The sequence below is a fragment of the Pantoea allii genome (assembly GCF_046529425.1).
GTDB lineage: Bacteria > Pseudomonadota > Gammaproteobacteria > Enterobacterales > Enterobacteriaceae > Pantoea > Pantoea allii.
This window is the reverse complement of the sequence record NZ_CP125959.1, coordinates 111,117-125,862: the sequence shown is the minus strand read 5'-3', so window position 1 is coordinate 125,862 and position 14,746 is coordinate 111,117. Positions and strand designations below refer to the sequence as shown.

The 14,746-nt window shown below is 49.2% G+C and carries 12 protein-coding genes and 2 pseudogenes; 7 read left to right on the top strand and 7 right to left on the bottom strand.

The features are described 5' to 3' along the window. Nucleotides 1–427: 427 nt before the first annotated feature. Nucleotides 428–1,064: pseudogene (locus QNH99_RS21925) on the bottom strand (IS4 family transposase); the annotation flags it as partial. Here QNH99_RS21925 and QNH99_RS21920 point away from each other — a divergent pair. From QNH99_RS21920 to QNH99_RS21910, 3 genes and pseudogenes are all read left to right on the top strand, one after another. After that, a pseudogene (locus QNH99_RS21920) lies at nucleotides 1,062–1,490 on the top strand (DDE-type integrase/transposase/recombinase); the annotation flags it as partial. The pseudogenes QNH99_RS21925 and QNH99_RS21920 sit on opposite strands and share 3 nt — an antisense overlap. A gap of 791 nt (nucleotides 1,491–2,281) precedes the next feature. Continuing rightward, a complete protein-coding gene (gene fliD / locus QNH99_RS21915) occupies nucleotides 2,282–3,676 on the top strand; it encodes a flagellar filament capping protein FliD (RefSeq protein ID WP_109717650.1) in 1,395 nt (464 codons plus the stop codon). 742 nt (nucleotides 3,677–4,418) lie between these two features. Further along, nucleotides 4,419–5,354: a flagellin gene (locus QNH99_RS21910; protein ID WP_109717651.1), complete on the top strand. Its 936-nt coding sequence runs from the start codon at nucleotides 4,419–4,421 to the stop codon at nucleotides 5,352–5,354. A 67-nt stretch (nucleotides 5,355–5,421) separates the two neighbouring features. Here QNH99_RS21910 and QNH99_RS21905 read toward each other — a convergent pair whose 3' ends face one another. Next, on the bottom strand, nucleotides 5,422–5,988 hold the full coding sequence (locus QNH99_RS21905) for an NADPH-dependent FMN reductase (RefSeq protein ID WP_109717652.1): 567 nt from the start codon (nucleotides 5,986–5,988) through the stop codon (nucleotides 5,422–5,424). Nucleotides 5,989–6,289: 301 nt separating this feature from the next. Between QNH99_RS21905 and QNH99_RS21900 the strand changes: the two genes are divergently transcribed. Both QNH99_RS21900 and QNH99_RS21895 read left to right on the top strand, forming a co-directional pair. After that, nucleotides 6,290–6,799 (top strand): GNAT family N-acetyltransferase, encoded by a 510-nt coding sequence (locus QNH99_RS21900; RefSeq protein ID WP_410517763.1) that lies wholly within the window; start codon nucleotides 6,290–6,292, stop codon nucleotides 6,797–6,799. Nucleotides 6,800–6,880: 81 nt separating this feature from the next. Then, nucleotides 6,881–7,672, top strand: a complete 792-nt coding sequence (locus tag QNH99_RS21895; protein ID WP_410517762.1) for an MBL fold metallo-hydrolase — start codon at nucleotides 6,881–6,883, stop codon at nucleotides 7,670–7,672. A 37-nt stretch (nucleotides 7,673–7,709) separates the two neighbouring features. Here the strand turns inward: QNH99_RS21895 and QNH99_RS21890 are convergent, their stop codons facing one another. Next, nucleotides 7,710–8,120, bottom strand: coding sequence for a MarR family winged helix-turn-helix transcriptional regulator (locus QNH99_RS21890; RefSeq protein ID WP_063876901.1), 411 nt, complete (start codon nucleotides 8,118–8,120; stop codon nucleotides 7,710–7,712). 77 nt (nucleotides 8,121–8,197) lie between these two features. Here QNH99_RS21890 and QNH99_RS21885 point away from each other — a divergent pair, with 77 nt between their 5' ends. Further along, on the top strand, nucleotides 8,198–8,932 hold the full coding sequence (locus QNH99_RS21885) for an HPP family protein (protein ID WP_410517761.1): 735 nt from the start codon (nucleotides 8,198–8,200) through the stop codon (nucleotides 8,930–8,932). Between the two features lie 120 nt (nucleotides 8,933–9,052). On the opposite strand, the gene QNH99_RS21880 is transcribed toward QNH99_RS21885, so the two are convergent. Beyond that, entirely contained in the window at nucleotides 9,053–9,586 is a 534-nt protein-coding gene (locus tag QNH99_RS21880; RefSeq protein ID WP_244915473.1) for a chorismate mutase, read from the bottom strand. Nucleotides 9,587–10,174: 588 nt separating this feature from the next. On the opposite strand from QNH99_RS21880, the gene QNH99_RS21875 reads away from it, so the two are divergent. Beyond that, nucleotides 10,175–12,103 (top strand): methyl-accepting chemotaxis protein, encoded by a 1,929-nt coding sequence (locus QNH99_RS21875; RefSeq protein WP_410517760.1) that lies wholly within the window; start codon nucleotides 10,175–10,177, stop codon nucleotides 12,101–12,103. Between the two features lie 279 nt (nucleotides 12,104–12,382). Here QNH99_RS21875 and arnF read toward each other — a convergent pair whose 3' ends face one another. Genes arnF through arnT form a run of 3 tightly spaced genes read right to left on the bottom strand, consistent with a single transcriptional unit; the run spans nucleotide 12,383 to nucleotide 14,741 of the window. After that, the gene (gene arnF / locus QNH99_RS21870; protein WP_410517759.1) at nucleotides 12,383–12,760 is read right to left on the bottom strand and encodes a 4-amino-4-deoxy-L-arabinose-phosphoundecaprenol flippase subunit ArnF; all 378 of its coding nucleotides are present in this window, start codon (nucleotides 12,758–12,760) and stop codon (nucleotides 12,383–12,385) included. Next, entirely contained in the window at nucleotides 12,757–13,080 is a 324-nt protein-coding gene (arnE, locus tag QNH99_RS21865; protein WP_063876905.1) for a 4-amino-4-deoxy-L-arabinose-phosphoundecaprenol flippase subunit ArnE, read from the bottom strand. The genes arnF and arnE overlap by 4 nt, the downstream gene beginning before the upstream one ends. A 2-nt stretch (nucleotides 13,081–13,082) precedes the next feature. Further along, nucleotides 13,083–14,741 (bottom strand): lipid IV(A) 4-amino-4-deoxy-L-arabinosyltransferase, encoded by a 1,659-nt coding sequence (gene arnT / locus QNH99_RS21860; protein ID WP_256852803.1) that lies wholly within the window; start codon nucleotides 14,739–14,741, stop codon nucleotides 13,083–13,085. Nucleotides 14,742–14,746 lie beyond the last annotated feature (5 nt).

Sequence of the window (14,746 nt, the reverse complement as noted above, 5' to 3'; positions counted from 1 at the left end):
AAACGCCGTCTGAATTTGCAGCAAGCTGGCGAAACGGGAAACATTAAGAAAAACCAACCGACATTACTAACTGAAGGTTGTATCTAATACTGGGGGACAGGTCACTGCCTTTGAAAGGATCATTGAGATGGTAGACAAGGAGGTTAATGCTAATGAGAGATAATAGGCCTGCCAAATTGAGCTTAGGTAAACGCATCATGTATAGCCTCATAGAAGCGTCAGGTGCAATCATAGGTGGGTTGCTTCTCCTGCTGTGCTGCTATTGGTTCTTTCACTATGAAACCTGGCATGAAAGACTGATAGCGATTGGTTTGTCTATCGCGGTTGTCTATCTGATCGGTAAGGTTTTACCTGAACGGCCAAATCAGTAAGCCCCTTACGGTCTGAAGGATCCCCAGAAACATCATCAATACACCATGATGATGTTTCAATAGGTTCTCGCCATCTCGGCATATACCCTGTCGGGGTTAATGCCTGACAGGCTCCCCGGTGACTGCCGGATGACATTCTCACTCAATGTCAGATACGACAATACCCTCCGCGACTTCACACTATTAGCCTGAAACCATCTGTTTATTCCCTTACTTTCAGGGTAATACCCTGTCAGCCACATGATGATGCTGTAAAGTGTCGCGACCAGGCAAAGCATCGATATCCGCTTTTCTCCCCAGCTTTTACTTGCCCGAAGTCCCAGACCGTAGCCGCTCACTTTTCTCATCTCTGAAGTTCTGCTCTGTTTGCATAGGGCGGCTGTATATTTTAATTATCACCCGCGGCTTATATCCCATAAGGCTGGTAAAAAGCAGCCACGGCTCGCGGGCGTTTTTGCTGTACATCCTGTTCGTTTTAGGAGAACGCTGGCTGCTTTTCCTGCCGGTTGTCCGCTTATGAACGGTATAAAAATGCCCTAGACAATCACGGCTGACGTTGCGAGCCAGTCGGCAAAATCACAGATAGCATGGCTTCGCTACTTATGGCATATCTCGTGCCATCTGCCACTCTTCATCCCCGATTATCTGAAAATAGAGGCTGCCTCTGACACGTCAGAAAAAATCCCATCCCAGATATACTGCATTTACCACCTTAACGGTCTGGGCGTGAAGCGCAGACGACATCGTAAGGGCCTGGCGCCTGAGCGGCTTCCGCTTCTTCGCCCGGACCTGGTCAATGGAATTTGCCATGGATGCACTTACCAGCGAACGTAAATTTAAGTAATTGAATTTATTAGTAATTTTACAAATATGTGTCTGACGATCACCGCTGCTTTGGGTATTTCAGGCGTTCAGGTCTCGCGTATTCTGGACAGTATCACGCTCTTTCGTGGCTATCCGGCTAAGATAAGAACCGTTCAGGGACCGGAATTCACCTGCCTCGCACGGGATCAATGGGCCTTTGAGCATGGCGTGGAACTGCGTCTTATCCAGCCGGCCAAGCCGGCCCAGAACGGAGTTATTGAGAGTTTTAGCAGCAAGCTGGAAACATGTAAAAATAGAAGGTAAACAACCTGACATTACTAACTGATCGTTGTATCTAATACAGTGGGCAGGTCATTCCATTTATTACTTTTGTAACCCTTCTCTTCACAGTTTGTGCAGGGCTGTCACTTTAAAGTGGCAGCGTTCCTACTGGCCTACGCGCAGCTACGGCAATTAGTAGCAATTTTGACTACTTCTCGCAAACCTGACGGGCATAAGGCTTTTGATGACCAAACTGCCCCCTGATACAGCGCTTTGTTAGCCTTTCGATATGAGCTGTAAATCCATGTAACAAATGTAAGGTTTCGGGCTCATAAAATATTTTATGCAGTGATGAACACGTCGCACTTAATAAAAGCATTAAGAAAGATGCGATAACCCTACGTAATCTCATTGATTAATTGATGATAATTTTAAGGTGATAGGCAATTTGTATTAAGTATCACTAGGCTGTTTAGCATCCGTGCGGCAGAAATGATGATCAGGAACTTATAAGGATGCTTTATAACCTTGCGTTAGAGATTAGCTGGCCTGAATTTTACTTAAGTTGCGCGGCGTGACTATAACCTGTTGATTAATAATCACGGTGTTTTACACGAGAGAATAACGGCGTCAGGAAATACGGCAAATACTACCACCTAATAATTACAATTTGTTATTCTGTTAACATATATTTACCGGCTTAACAAAAAATTGATAGTCGCGTAATGACCATAAACCGATTTGCAACAACCGTTAAAATCAGAAAAACACCTAATTAATGCATTGTATTTTAATCACTGGTGTCACTTCATCAGGACAAGAATATGGCAAGCATAAGCACACTTGGCGCTGGTACTAACCTCGACCTCAATACCTTATATGACAACATACAGTCAGCCGAACAGGCGCAACTGACACCCATTACCAATCAGCAAGCGTCTTATAATGCGCAACTGACGGCCTGGGGCGTGGTACAAAGTTCAATGTCGAAATTGCAGACCGCAGCCTCTGCGCTGGAAAATGCCTCCAGCATTGCGACAACAAAAGTGACCAGCTCGAATTCGGCCTTTACGGCTACGCTTGCCAGCGGTGCTGCAGCTGGAAATTATTCTGTTGAAGTTGACCAGTTAGCGGCGTCGCAGTCCCTGCTCTCCAAATCGGCAAGCGACGAAACGACCGATCTGGGCGACAGCAGCATGGCATCACGCACGATTACGATCAGCCAGCCTGGACAGAAATCGCCATTAACCGTGACGTTAAATCAGAATCAGACCAGCTTGTCTGATATCCGTGATGCGATTAACAAGCAACAAGGTAGCGTCAATGCCAGTGTGATTATGGCCAATGACAATACCTACTATTTATCCCTGACGGCGCGCGATAGCGGCACGGCGAATGCCATGACCGTAAGTACAAATGATGCCACATTGTCGCAATACATTAACTATAGCCAGGGCGGGAGTAATAACGGTATGACACAGCAGGTTGCCGCTGAGGATGCTCAATTGAAGGTTAACGGATTATCTATCACGCGCAGCAGCAACATCGTGACGGATGCGCCGGAGGGCGTAACGCTGAATCTTAATAAAGTTAACAGCGGATCGCCTGAAACCTTATCCATTGCTACAGATACCTCGCCAATGGCGACAGCCGTTCAGTCGTATGTTGATGCGTATAATTCGCTGCAGAAAACCATCGCAGACCAGACAAACTATACCCCGGTTCAGGCAGGACAGGCGCAGAGTACAGATAATGGCGATTTGCTGGGGGATAATACATTAATGAATATCCAGACCAGTCTGCGCAGTCAATTTTCCGATCCTCAGGGTACAGGAAATATTCAGGTACTTTCTCAGCTCGGAATAACGCAGGACGATAAAGGTGATCTGACGGTAGACAGTACGAAGCTGAATGCCGCCTTAACCAACCAACCCGCAGATGTTTTAAGCTTTTTGACGGGGGATGGAAAAACAACAGGTTTCGCCACTCAGGTGACCAATAAACTGAATGACATGCTGGCAAGTAACGGCACAGTATCAAATGCGACCACGGGGATTAACACCTCGTTAAAACAGTTGTCCGATCAGTACAATACCGTCAACGATCAAATCACTGCGGTGATGGCACAGTACAAAACGGAATTTACCAATCTGAGCACGCTGGTCTCTTCAATGACGCAGACGGGTGATTATCTGTCTGCCCAGTTCGCGAAGATGTAACGCCTGCCTCACGCCGTTTTGCCACAAGGCTGAACATCCTGCCTCTCATGCTGATGGTGCTCCTGCGCCATCAGCATTTATCCATTATAAGGCCCTGGTTTTCTCTGGTATTTGGTTACTCCCTCAATAGCACTTTTTTATCGCATCCATAAGCCATGAATTTGGCGTAACTCTTTATCCAGAACCTCGTCGCATTGCCGCGCCAATATCCATTAGGCGAGTGCTCGCACGCTGACAAGACACATCGCCTTTGTCATAAGCCAAAAACTAATGCAGAATTTTTTATGCCGCGCGGTATCGTCAACGCCACTGCTTTAACCTTGCGCCTGTACAAACCTCATTAACGTGAGTATTGGTTTTTATATTCCGTTAATGATATATCTTACCCAGTATATTTTTAAATATTTAATGCAGTTTCTCTAATGAAAGCATCTTTTAGAGAAAAGGTCGCAGATAAACGCTTTGTGGAAAACTGAGTAAAGCCTTTAATCATCTGTGCTTTTTAAAGCCTCACGCTGTAACAAAACGTTTTTAACCTTAAGGAAGTTGGTTTTTTGGTTGGGTTTTGTGTGGGGTTATAATCATTTCTTTCCGGGTAATTCTTATATTTACAACTGAGGTTTTACAACAAAATACTTATTCAATAATTAATCTTATCTGGCTGTTTTTTATTAAAGTTTAGCAGGAAGGGTTCGATAATAATAATGCGTAAATAATACGTTCTCATAAGAAGGAATTTACCATGTCAGTCATCAACACTAACGTCCTGTCGTTAATTACTCAAAATAACCTGAATAAGTCTCAGTCATCTCTCGGTACGGCGATTGAGCGCCTGTCATCGGGTCTGCGCATCAACAGTGCCAAAGATGATGCCGCTGGCGAAGCCATTGCTAACCGCTTTACGTCAAATATCAACGGTCTGACGGTTGCGGCGCGTAACGCCAATGATGGGATTTCGTTGTCTCAGACGGCTGAAGGCGCGCTGGATGAAATAAACAACAACCTGCAGCGCGTCCGCGACCTGACTGTTCAGGCGCAGAACAGCTCTAACTCAGCCTCTGATATCGACTCTATCCAGGCCGAAGTTAACCAGCGTATGCAGGAAATTGACCGTGACACGAAACAGACGGATTTCAACGGCATTAAAGTGTTGAACACGGGTTCTGGCAGCAGCACTTATAATTTCCAGGTCGGTTCTCAGGATGGACAGACTATCGGTATCACCATTAGCTCAAGTGACAGCTTCGATTTGGCTGCAGCGGGTAACGCCTCTTCAGGTACTGTGCAGAACACCAGTGTGACAACCGGGCAGACGGTTAATGGTACAGCCCGCAGCACCGCGGCTATCGGCTTCGACGTGCTGAAAGGTGCAGTCACTGGCGGTAGCGGCGGTAGCGCTTCTGGCAGCACACCGTTGGCGGATATCGATAAAGCGATCAAGGCCGTCGACAGCCAACGTAGCCTGTTGGGTGCGTCTCAAAACCGCTTTGAATCTACAATCAGCAACCTGAATAATACCGTGACTAACCTGACTGCTGCACGTAGCCGTATTCAGGACGCGGACTATGCGACCGAGGTATCAAATATGTCACGTGCGCAGATCCTGCAGCAGGCGGGTTCATCTGTACTGGCACAGGCCAATCAGGTTCCACAGACCATGCTGTCTTTACTGCGCTAATCCTCAATTTAAAAACCACGCTTTTTTTAAGCGTGGTTTTTTTCAGACCGCCTGCGGTGAAACCAGGCTAATTAACTTTGCGGATAAAATCACTGAATGCCGCTAATTGCCTGGCCAGATGCTCAAGCGTGCCCTGCTCAATCACCTTACCCGCCTGTTCATCAACTTTATTCTGAATGACACCACCCATAAATTCCGGTTTGTTCAGTACCATGGCGTCAAGAAACACCAGAATTTGACGCAGGTGATACTGGCAACGCGCGCCACCGATCGCGCCCATGGAGCTGGTCTGAATCGCCACCGGTTTTCCCGCGAGCGGCTGATTGGGAACGCGGGATAACCAGTCGATCGCATTTTTCAATCCGCCCGGGACAGAATAGTTGTACTCCGGTGTGACGATAATCACGCCATCTGCCAGACGAATCTGTTCAGCGATCTTTTCAACAGGGGCAGGAAATCCTTCTTCTTGCTGAATATCGGCGTCGTAAAGTGGAATATCACGAATGGATGGAAGCGCCTCAATCAGCACGCCCTGTGGGGCCAGTTGCGGTAGCGCCTGTGCAATCATTGCGTTGTACGAGCCTTTTCTCAGGCTTCCCAGCAGCGTGACGATTTTCAACGGTTTATCAGACATCATTCTTCCTCTTTTTGATGGCTAAAATCATCCCCGAAAACCTGGGGAAGCGTATGCGTATTCTATGCGATTAGAAGCAGGTTTTTTATGAGAATGTGTTAGCTGGCTTTATATTCCGCCTCCACAGGTACATCCTGCAAAATCACATATCGCCAATCCAGCGTGCCGCCATTGCCTGCTGTCGGCAGTAAAAGCGACATGGTTAAAATGGCTGCGGGCGACGGGGGATACAGTAGGGAACACATCGAAGAGGTGGGCGTGATAACGCGCCACCGCAACACCGGTTCAGGAGGGGGAGAGCATGGTCAGTTCGGATAAATATGTCATCAGGCAAGCAACGTCGCAGGACCTGGCAGGCATCACTGCCCTGCTTCAGGAAAACTCAGCGGGGAATGGCGGAACGCTGAACGGGGATTTTCCTGGCGAAAAGGTTGCCGGGATGTTGAATCATCCGGGGGCCTTTGTGGTGGTCGCGCAATCCGCCGCTGGGATCGACGGCGTGTTATTTAGCACCACATCGTTCCAGCAAGGTCCGGAGATCGTGAACGCGATGCTTCGTGCCTGGCCGCCCGCGCAGCAGTGCTGGATTTACGGCCCGGTCTGCATCAGCACGGCCGCCCGTGGTCAGGGCTTACTGACGGGTTTGTACGATGAAATGTGCCGATATTACGGTAATAAAGCCCCCGTTCTGTTTATTCAGGCTGACAATTATCATTCCATTCAGGCTCACCAGCGCCTTGGAATGCGTGAAGTGGGACGGTTTAGTCTGAACGGCAGCGACTTTTTGATATACAGCCCGGCATGTTTTTAGACGTCTGTCCTCGCACAAATTGAAACCTGCACCGGGTAAAAACGCTAAAATTAATCTGAATGGTTAACGGGAGCGACCGTGATGATTAAAATTTGCCTCACATGCGGCACGTCTTATCAACAGCTGGATGTTCAGATCGCGCACTGTAAAATTTGTGAAGATGAACGTCAGTATGTCCCTAAACAGGGGCAACAATGGATTTCACCTGAGGCACTGCACGCAGGCCACAGCAATAAATGGTATCAGCATGAAAAAGCCTTGTTGAGCCTGAAAACGGTGCCAGGATTTGCCATCGATCAGCGCGCTTTTTTAGTGAAAGGCACACAGGGCAACGTCCTCTGGGACTGCATACCTAACCTTGATGATGCGACGATTGATATTGTTCGCGCCCTTGGCGGCCTTAGTGCGATCGCTATTTCTCATCCTCATTACTACAGCACGATGCAAGACTGGGCGGCGGCTTTTGATGCGCCGATTTATCTGCACGCCAGCGATAGCGAGTGGATTATGCGCGACAGTCCGTACCTGCGGTTATGGGAGGGCGAGGCCAAAGAAATCATGCCTGAAGTGACACTGTTACGTTTAGGAGGGCATTTCGACGGTGGCACGGTGCTGCACTGGGCGAAAGACGATGGCGTATTACTGTCAGGCGATGTCGTGCAGGTCACGGCTGGCGCGAACGCCGTCTCCTTCATGTGGAGTTACCCCAATATGCTCCCTTTGCCGGCGGCTAAAATCAGCGACATCGCCGCCCGCCTTGAGTCCTATGATTTCGAACGGCTTTACAGTGCGTTTGAAGGACGCGACATTGCGCCCAATGCGAAACAGGTCGTGATGCAATCTGCACAGAAATATATCGACTGTTTACGGTGAAACACGCCGCTATTCTGCCGCCACGTTTAACGCTGTTTTAGCCACCAAAATCATCGACCAGATTCACCAGCAAGGGCTTTAAGGTTTTCAACTCTTCTATATGCGCCAGAGACAGCGCCTCAAGCAAGCCTTCTGCCTGAGGCGTTAATTTTAGGGCCATCCTACGTTGATCGGCGGCATCCGCTTCGCGGGTAATCAACCCCGCTTCCTCCAGCCGACTAATCAGTCCTGATGCGCTGTGCGGTTTTAAAATCAGCCGCTCGGCAACGTACCCCACCGTCGCGGTTGCCGCTCCTGAACCGCGAATGGTCAGCAGTGCCTGATGCTGCTGTGGTGTTAACCCAACGCTGCGAGCCTGACTTTCACTAAACGCGATAAACGTGCGTAACGTCGCGCGAAAGTTTGCCAGTAAAGCGTAATCAGCATCTTTCATCTTCGGCTGTGACATGCAATAACCTTTTGTCATTAAATCCAGGTCGCGATGCGATGTAAATTCCCCGCCTTTACCTTGCTTAGGAAGACATTATGCAGGAGCTCGCTGTCGATTTACCTGCCAGGCTCAAATTAGCCGACCACACTGTAACGAAACGCGTCATTATACTGACTTTAAGGGGATTGCTGCCAGGCGCGGGTAATGCTTTCGGTGCCATTGCCTTGCTTAAGCTCATTGCACTGATGACGAATGTGTTCTGGTACAAACAGTTTTCATTTGCTGAAAACCCGATGTCGGGAAATGCCAACGCGCTGCATATTCTGGCCGCACCGTCTTATCATCGGTGTCATCGCACGCAAATAGAGCAGGAATATACGACCGATACGCCAGAAACCACAAAAGCCCGGCAAATTATGTCAACGTCGCCCGCGACGTTGGATGCATCGCTCACGCTGAGTGAGGTCATTGAACGGATGTCAGATCGCCATGCACATCATCATTACCCGGTGGTCGTGTTTTTATCTGTAGTGTCGCGTAAAGACAGGACTCACTGGCAAAGGCAGAACAAGTCACCAGACAGTCGTTGGCAAGATCTGGTGGAAGATGAAAAACCTGTCAGTACCTGCCCGGATACGGTGTGCAGTCAGATTGCAGATCAGGAAATCGGTATTGTCGTCGTGACGGTGCCACAATCTGGCAAGGTGGTTGGGGTGATCACGCGGCACGATATTTTCCGGGTACGTTATCTCGCCCGACAGGCTGAGCATGATAAGGCGCGCTATTTACGATTTAGGACAATAAGTGATAAGAGCCGCCAGGCTAATTAACCGGGCGACATTTTACGCTATCCGCCTTAACGGGCGGATAGCGTGTTAACGATGGCATTGCGAAAAGTATGAGAAGGCGTTCATAAGTATTCAACGTGCTTGTCGGCCCGTTGCGACGCGTTAGCCTTTGAGTTTGATTTGCTCAAGCCCCTGTAAAACGTGGTTGATATCGTTATCCGTCAGATGCTGGACGTTGAGTTGCTGATGCAGATGGGTCAGCTCATCTTTTGTGAAACCACCCTGTGACAGTTGCTGATTGATGGCTTGCAAAATTTGTCCGTCTAACAGGTTAATTTGCTTCCTCAGGTCTGCCAGATCTTTTGCGGGCGGCACGGAATGAGGTGCGCCCAACCAGTCAGCCAGATAGCGATACTGAATCGCTTTGCTGGCATCCATTAAACCCTGAAAAAACACCGTCACGGACTGCGGATCAAGCCCGGCTTGTGCCGATTTCTCCTTGGCTTCTGCCAGTACATCCTGCTCTCGCGCCAGGTCTTCAATCGGCTTATTGTGGGTTTTTTTGAAGGCGGCGACATCCTTCATTAATAACATTCTCTCATGAAGCGCACGCGAGAGTTGCGAAACGGGTTCTGACGCCGACGGGGCAGCAGCAGCAGAGCCGCAAAAAATTAACGCAGCAAGAAGAAAGGTCATATATTGCATGTTTGGTTAGCCTGTTTCCAAATAGTTGAAAAAGATTAATCAGATTAAACGTCCCTCTCATAGATGGAGTGTCGGTGAAATATTATTTAATCTCTGTAATTAACTAATACAAATTATAACCAGAATGCTACATAACAGCTAACACATGTTAAGAGAAGTTAACGTATCTTTTGTGAATGATTCGGTTTCACCAGTGATTATTAAGGCTTTAAGCTGTTAATTTACTGATGGAGCACGGATTTATATGTATGTTATTGATATTAATAAAATTATTAGTTTGGCTTCCGCTTAAGATCATATTAAATATTTATGCTTACATTGGCCATAAATGTAAAAGTATGTCAGCAAAAATTCGCCATAAATTATTCGCTCCCTAACTATCCTGGCCCTTACTATTAACACCAAAGCCTGAAATAGCCATAAAAATCCACATAAATGCATTCATGTCACAATTGTGAATTTATATTTCAAAATGTCTTTAAAGTTTTCATTGTGACAGTCGATAAGTTTTATTAAGCAGTGTGGTGTAAATACAGACTGCAAAATAATAATTCTGTATCGGCCTATCAGGGTGAAATTATGTCTATTACGCGTACGTTTTCCGATATGAAAATGGGTAAAAAGCTGGGGTTGAGTTTTTGTGTGCTGATTGTTGCCACTCTGGCTATTGCTCTCTTAGCGTTTAAAGGCTTTCAAAGCATCAAAGAGAATGCAGCAAAGCAGGATATTACTGTTGATATGGTCAATGCTCTCAGCAAGGCACGCACGAACCGTCTGCTGTATCAATATACTAAAGATGATCAATATGCTCAGGTTAACGCCAGTGCACTCAACCAGTTAAGCACCCACTTTGATAAGCTGAAAAAATTTGACTGGAACACCGAAGGCAAAGAACAACTCAGTGTATTAGGCACCGCTATACAAAACTATCAGACGCTGCGGCAGGCATTTTACAGTGCGGCGAAAAGCTCCTCAGCGGCGGCTACGTTGATTCAGGATAATGATCTCCTCTCTCTTGGACAAAGCCTTGATGGGCTGAATCTTTCCGCTCAGCCCGAAGCGATGCTACAGGTATTGCGGTTGTCCTCACTCCTCAAGGAAATTGCGGGTGATGTAGAACGCTTTATTGATAAACCCAGTGAGTCCAGCAAGACCGAAATTTATGGCAACATTACCTCTGTCGAACAGATACGTGCTCAGTTGTTAGCGCTTTCTGTCCCCGAAATCCAGGCGGTGTTGAATACGCAAAAAACGGATTTAGCGAAACTTAAACAGGCTTTCGTGGATTACATTGCCGCCATGGGTAAGGAATCAACGGCATCGACGGAGCTCAGTGCTACAGCAGAAAAGCTGAATGGATATGTGGCTGGACTCTTTAACTATCAGGCGTCTGAATCCGCTGACGCATTACGTAGCGCTGAAAGCCAGATCGCAATCGTTGCGGCTATTTGTGTTCTGCTTAGCTTGTTAGTGGCCTGGCGCATCACCGTCTCAATTACTGTTCCGCTAAAAGAAACCTTGAGCGTCGCCCAACGTATCTCTGAAGGCGATCTCACTGCTACGCTTTCAACCACGCGTCGTGATGAACTCGGGCAGTTAATGCAGGCCGTCAGTGTGATGAATGAGAGCCTGCAAAACATCATCACCAACGTGCGCGACGGTGTGAACAGCGTGGCACGCGCTTCCTCTGAGATCGCCGCCGGTAATATGGATTTGTCATCGCGCACTGAACAGCAGTCTGCTGCCGTGGTGCAAACTGCGGCCAGCATGGAAGAGTTAACCTCAACCGTGAAGCAAAATGCCGAGAACGCCCACCACGCCAGCCAACTGGCAACGGAAGCGTCTGTGAACGCTGGGCGAGGCGGTGACATCATCCGTAACGTTGTCACCACCATGCAAGGTATTACGACCAGTTCGGGTAAAATTGGTGAAATCATCAGCGTCATCAATGGGATCTCCTTCCAGACGAATATTCTGGCACTCAACGCGGCTGTTGAAGCGGCACGAGCCGGTGAACAGGGCCGTGGTTTTGCGGTCGTGGCAGGCGAAGTCAGAAACCTTGCTCAGCGCAGTTCCGTTGCGGCGAAGGAAATCGAAACACTGATTCGTGATTCGCTGAACCGCGTTAATGAAGGCTCAACGCTGGTCGATCAGGCGGGAAGCACAATGGATGAGATTGTACTGTCTGTGACCCAGGTGAAGGACATCATGAGTGAAATCGCTGCAGCCTCCGATGAGCAAAACCGCGGAATATCGCAAATAGCTCAGGCCATGACGGAGATGGATACGACAACGCAGCAAAACGCCGCGCTGGTTGAAGAGTCTTCAGCCGCCGCCAGCTCGCTGGAATCTCAGGCGGAAGAGCTGGAGAAAACCGTCGCTGTCTTCCGTGTGCCTGCGAACAGAAGTGGTTTGGCCATCAGCCACAGCGCACCGAAGTCTGCACCTAAGACGCTGATCTCTCCACGTCAGCCCAGCACGGCAGAAGGTAACTGGGAGACTTTCTGATCCTTGCTAAAACAAACGCCGGCTTTATGCCGGCGTTTACCTTCCTGACGCATCTACAGTCAGCATGACTGTCCAGCCCGTCTGATTCCCGTTGAACAAAGAAGATCAATCCCTTCTCCGTATCATTCAGGCGAAAGCGCCCTTCTCCATCCGAATATGCTGACTGCGCGGCCAAAGCGTCGCTTTGCTCCCGCCCTCTCGCTGCCTAATGTCCAGCAAAAGCGCCCTGCCATTAGCCAACAGCAAGGCTGATTTATCTGCCGAGAGACAGAGCGGTACTCAGGCTGTTTTTCCAGGTTTAACGCACATACAGAGTAATCCGGCCAATATCAGAAACACGCCCGCCATCGCGCCTGCATGGAATGGCTCAGCGAACAGCGGAAGGCTGATAGCCAGGAGCCATACCAGTACGTAACTGATGCTTAGCAGCGGATAAGCCCGACTCAGCGGTAGATGGCGTAATGCTAAAAACCAGCACACCATTGAGCAGGCATAAGCCGTTAATCCGCCGCACAATACCAGCAGCGGTAGCCAGTGAAGGGAATAGTGCGTCATTAGCAGAGACAACGCGGGCAACTGGTGCATTGCCCAGCGCAGCATCAACTGAGCAGCCGTCACCAGTAAAACGCTACACATTGCCAGCAGATAGCCCGTCATGCATAACTCCCTATGATAGCGACGCCCGCGACAATCAGGACGGTGCCAGCCCATTGCCAGCGGGTCATTTTTTCATGCCAGATAAAGCGTGCAGCCAGCGCTACTAAGATGAAGTTGATACTCAGCATCGGGTACGCCAGGCTTACCGGTAAACGCTGCAGCACCAACAACCAGACGATCATCCCCAGGCCCAACATCGCCAGGCTGGCAATCAGCCAGCCGGTGAGTTTAGCCCGGTTTGTTTGACGCGCCGCCTGCTTTTGGCAGAGCTGACCCGCGCAGGTCAGCAGGCTGGTCAGTAAGACCAACAACAGGCTCACGGCTACTCCGCCGCGTTATATTGCAACAGAAGCATCCGACCGTTGCGATAAACGGCATCCGCTGGCGGCAAATCTGTTGGTGTAGCTTCTCCTCGATCCAGCATCATAATAAGCGAGACATTGCCCTGTTTACGGTGCGCCTGAAGCCACTGGGGGAAATCTTCGCTGCTGACATAGGCTGATCGTGCGTCAGGGAAGCTTAAGCCATATTGCAGTTCGCCTTTTTCACTGTATGCAATGATATCGCTGCGTTTCATTGTCCAGGCAATCGCCGATGACACACCCGAATTATCACTTAAGATATAGCGGCTGTTAGCAAGGCTGCTTTCAATACTGCGAATAAACACCTGCGGCTGCTTGGTGTTTTCAACCCCTTCAGGGATGGCCGAGCCGACACACAGCGCCAACGTTAAAGGACACAGTGCCGCGGCCAGCCAACGATGTTGTGGCGATTTCAGGCTGAAAACGCCCACGATGGCCCAGCCGGCAAAGGACAGCACGGCCATCGTCAATGCCAGCAGTTGGTGTGAACCATAAAGAGGTCGATGGCTTAATCCCCAGGGCGCAAAGACCACTAACAACGCCACGACGCAGACGCTACCAAAGAGGACATTGATCCACGCGTTGACTTTAAACACGCGCGTGTGATTGCGGGCCTTTTGCCAGGCATACTCAGCCATCAGCAAGGCCAGTGGCGCAAAGCAGGGCAAGATATACGTTGGCAGTTTGCCTTTTGCAATACTGAAAAACACCAGAGGAATAACAACCCAACTCAGAAGATAAACTGCACCCGGGGACTGCTTACGTTCACGCCAGCCCGACCGCAATGCCCCCGGCAGCAGCGCCAGCCAGGGCAGTGAGCCGGCAACCAGAACAGGCAGGTAATACCAGAAAGGGGCTTTGTGCTGCGCATTATCTTCGGCAAACCGCTGAATATGCTCAACCCAAAAGAAGTAATGCCAGAAATCAGGCTGCTGTTGCTGAATGGCTATCGCCCAGGGCGCGCTGATTAACGCCGCACTGATTATGGCAAGGGGGCCATAGATAATCAGTTCGCGGAAACGCTGATTCCAGACGGCCCACGGCAGGATAGCCAGTACCGGCACGGCCAGCGCCAGAAAACCTTTGGTCATAAAACCCATGCCGCAGGCCAGCCCCAACAACAGGTAACGTACGATACGTTGCCGGGTGTTTTGCGCCTCAGTGGCAAACCAGTAGCTGCACATGGCAGCCACCATCCACAGCGTCAGCATCGGGTCCAGCACAGCATAGCTGCCAATGCTGTAAACCAGCAGGGACGTTAAAAAGATGACGCTGCCCGTTAAAGCAACGCTACGCTGGACAAAAATACGGCATCCCAGCCAGTAAATTAATACCGCGCTCATCAGCACAGAAAAGACGGAACCAATCCTGACCGCAAAGTTATTGTGACCAAAAATGGCCTGACCCACGGTATTGATCCAGTAACCCGCTATAGGTTTTTCAAAATAACGTAGACCAAAGAAGTGGGGCGTAATCCAGTTACCGTTTTGCAGCATTTCACGGCTGATCTCGGCATAGCGTGATTCATCAGGCTGCCAAAGGTTACGGAACTCCAGAGGAACTAAATAATAGAGGATAAAAAGTGAAACCAGTAAAAGGGTCTTTTTGGTGGCAGTCATGGTGC

Coding starts and splice junctions, on each gene's coding strand:
- fliD (WP_109717650.1), top strand. CDS start 2,282: ATGGCAAGCATAAGCACACTTGGCGCTGGTACTAACCTCGACCTCAAT.
- QNH99_RS21910 (WP_109717651.1), top strand. CDS start 4,419: ATGTCAGTCATCAACACTAACGTCCTGTCGTTAATTACTCAAAATAAC.
- QNH99_RS21905 (WP_109717652.1), bottom strand. CDS start 5,988: ATGTCTGATAAACCGTTGAAAATCGTCACGCTGCTGGGAAGCCTGAGA.
- QNH99_RS21900 (WP_410517763.1), top strand. CDS start 6,290: ATGGTCAGTTCGGATAAATATGTCATCAGGCAAGCAACGTCGCAGGAC.
- QNH99_RS21895 (WP_410517762.1), top strand. CDS start 6,881: ATGATTAAAATTTGCCTCACATGCGGCACGTCTTATCAACAGCTGGAT.
- QNH99_RS21890 (WP_063876901.1), bottom strand. CDS start 8,120: ATGTCACAGCCGAAGATGAAAGATGCTGATTACGCTTTACTGGCAAAC.
- QNH99_RS21885 (WP_410517761.1), top strand. CDS start 8,198: ATGCAGGAGCTCGCTGTCGATTTACCTGCCAGGCTCAAATTAGCCGAC.
- QNH99_RS21880 (WP_244915473.1), bottom strand. CDS start 9,586: ATGACCTTTCTTCTTGCTGCGTTAATTTTTTGCGGCTCTGCTGCTGCT.
- QNH99_RS21875 (WP_410517760.1), top strand. CDS start 10,175: ATGTCTATTACGCGTACGTTTTCCGATATGAAAATGGGTAAAAAGCTG.
- arnF (WP_410517759.1), bottom strand. CDS start 12,760: ATGACGGGCTATCTGCTGGCAATGTGTAGCGTTTTACTGGTGACGGCT.
- arnT (WP_256852803.1), bottom strand. CDS start 14,741: ATGACTGCCACCAAAAAGACCCTTTTACTGGTTTCACTTTTTATCCTC.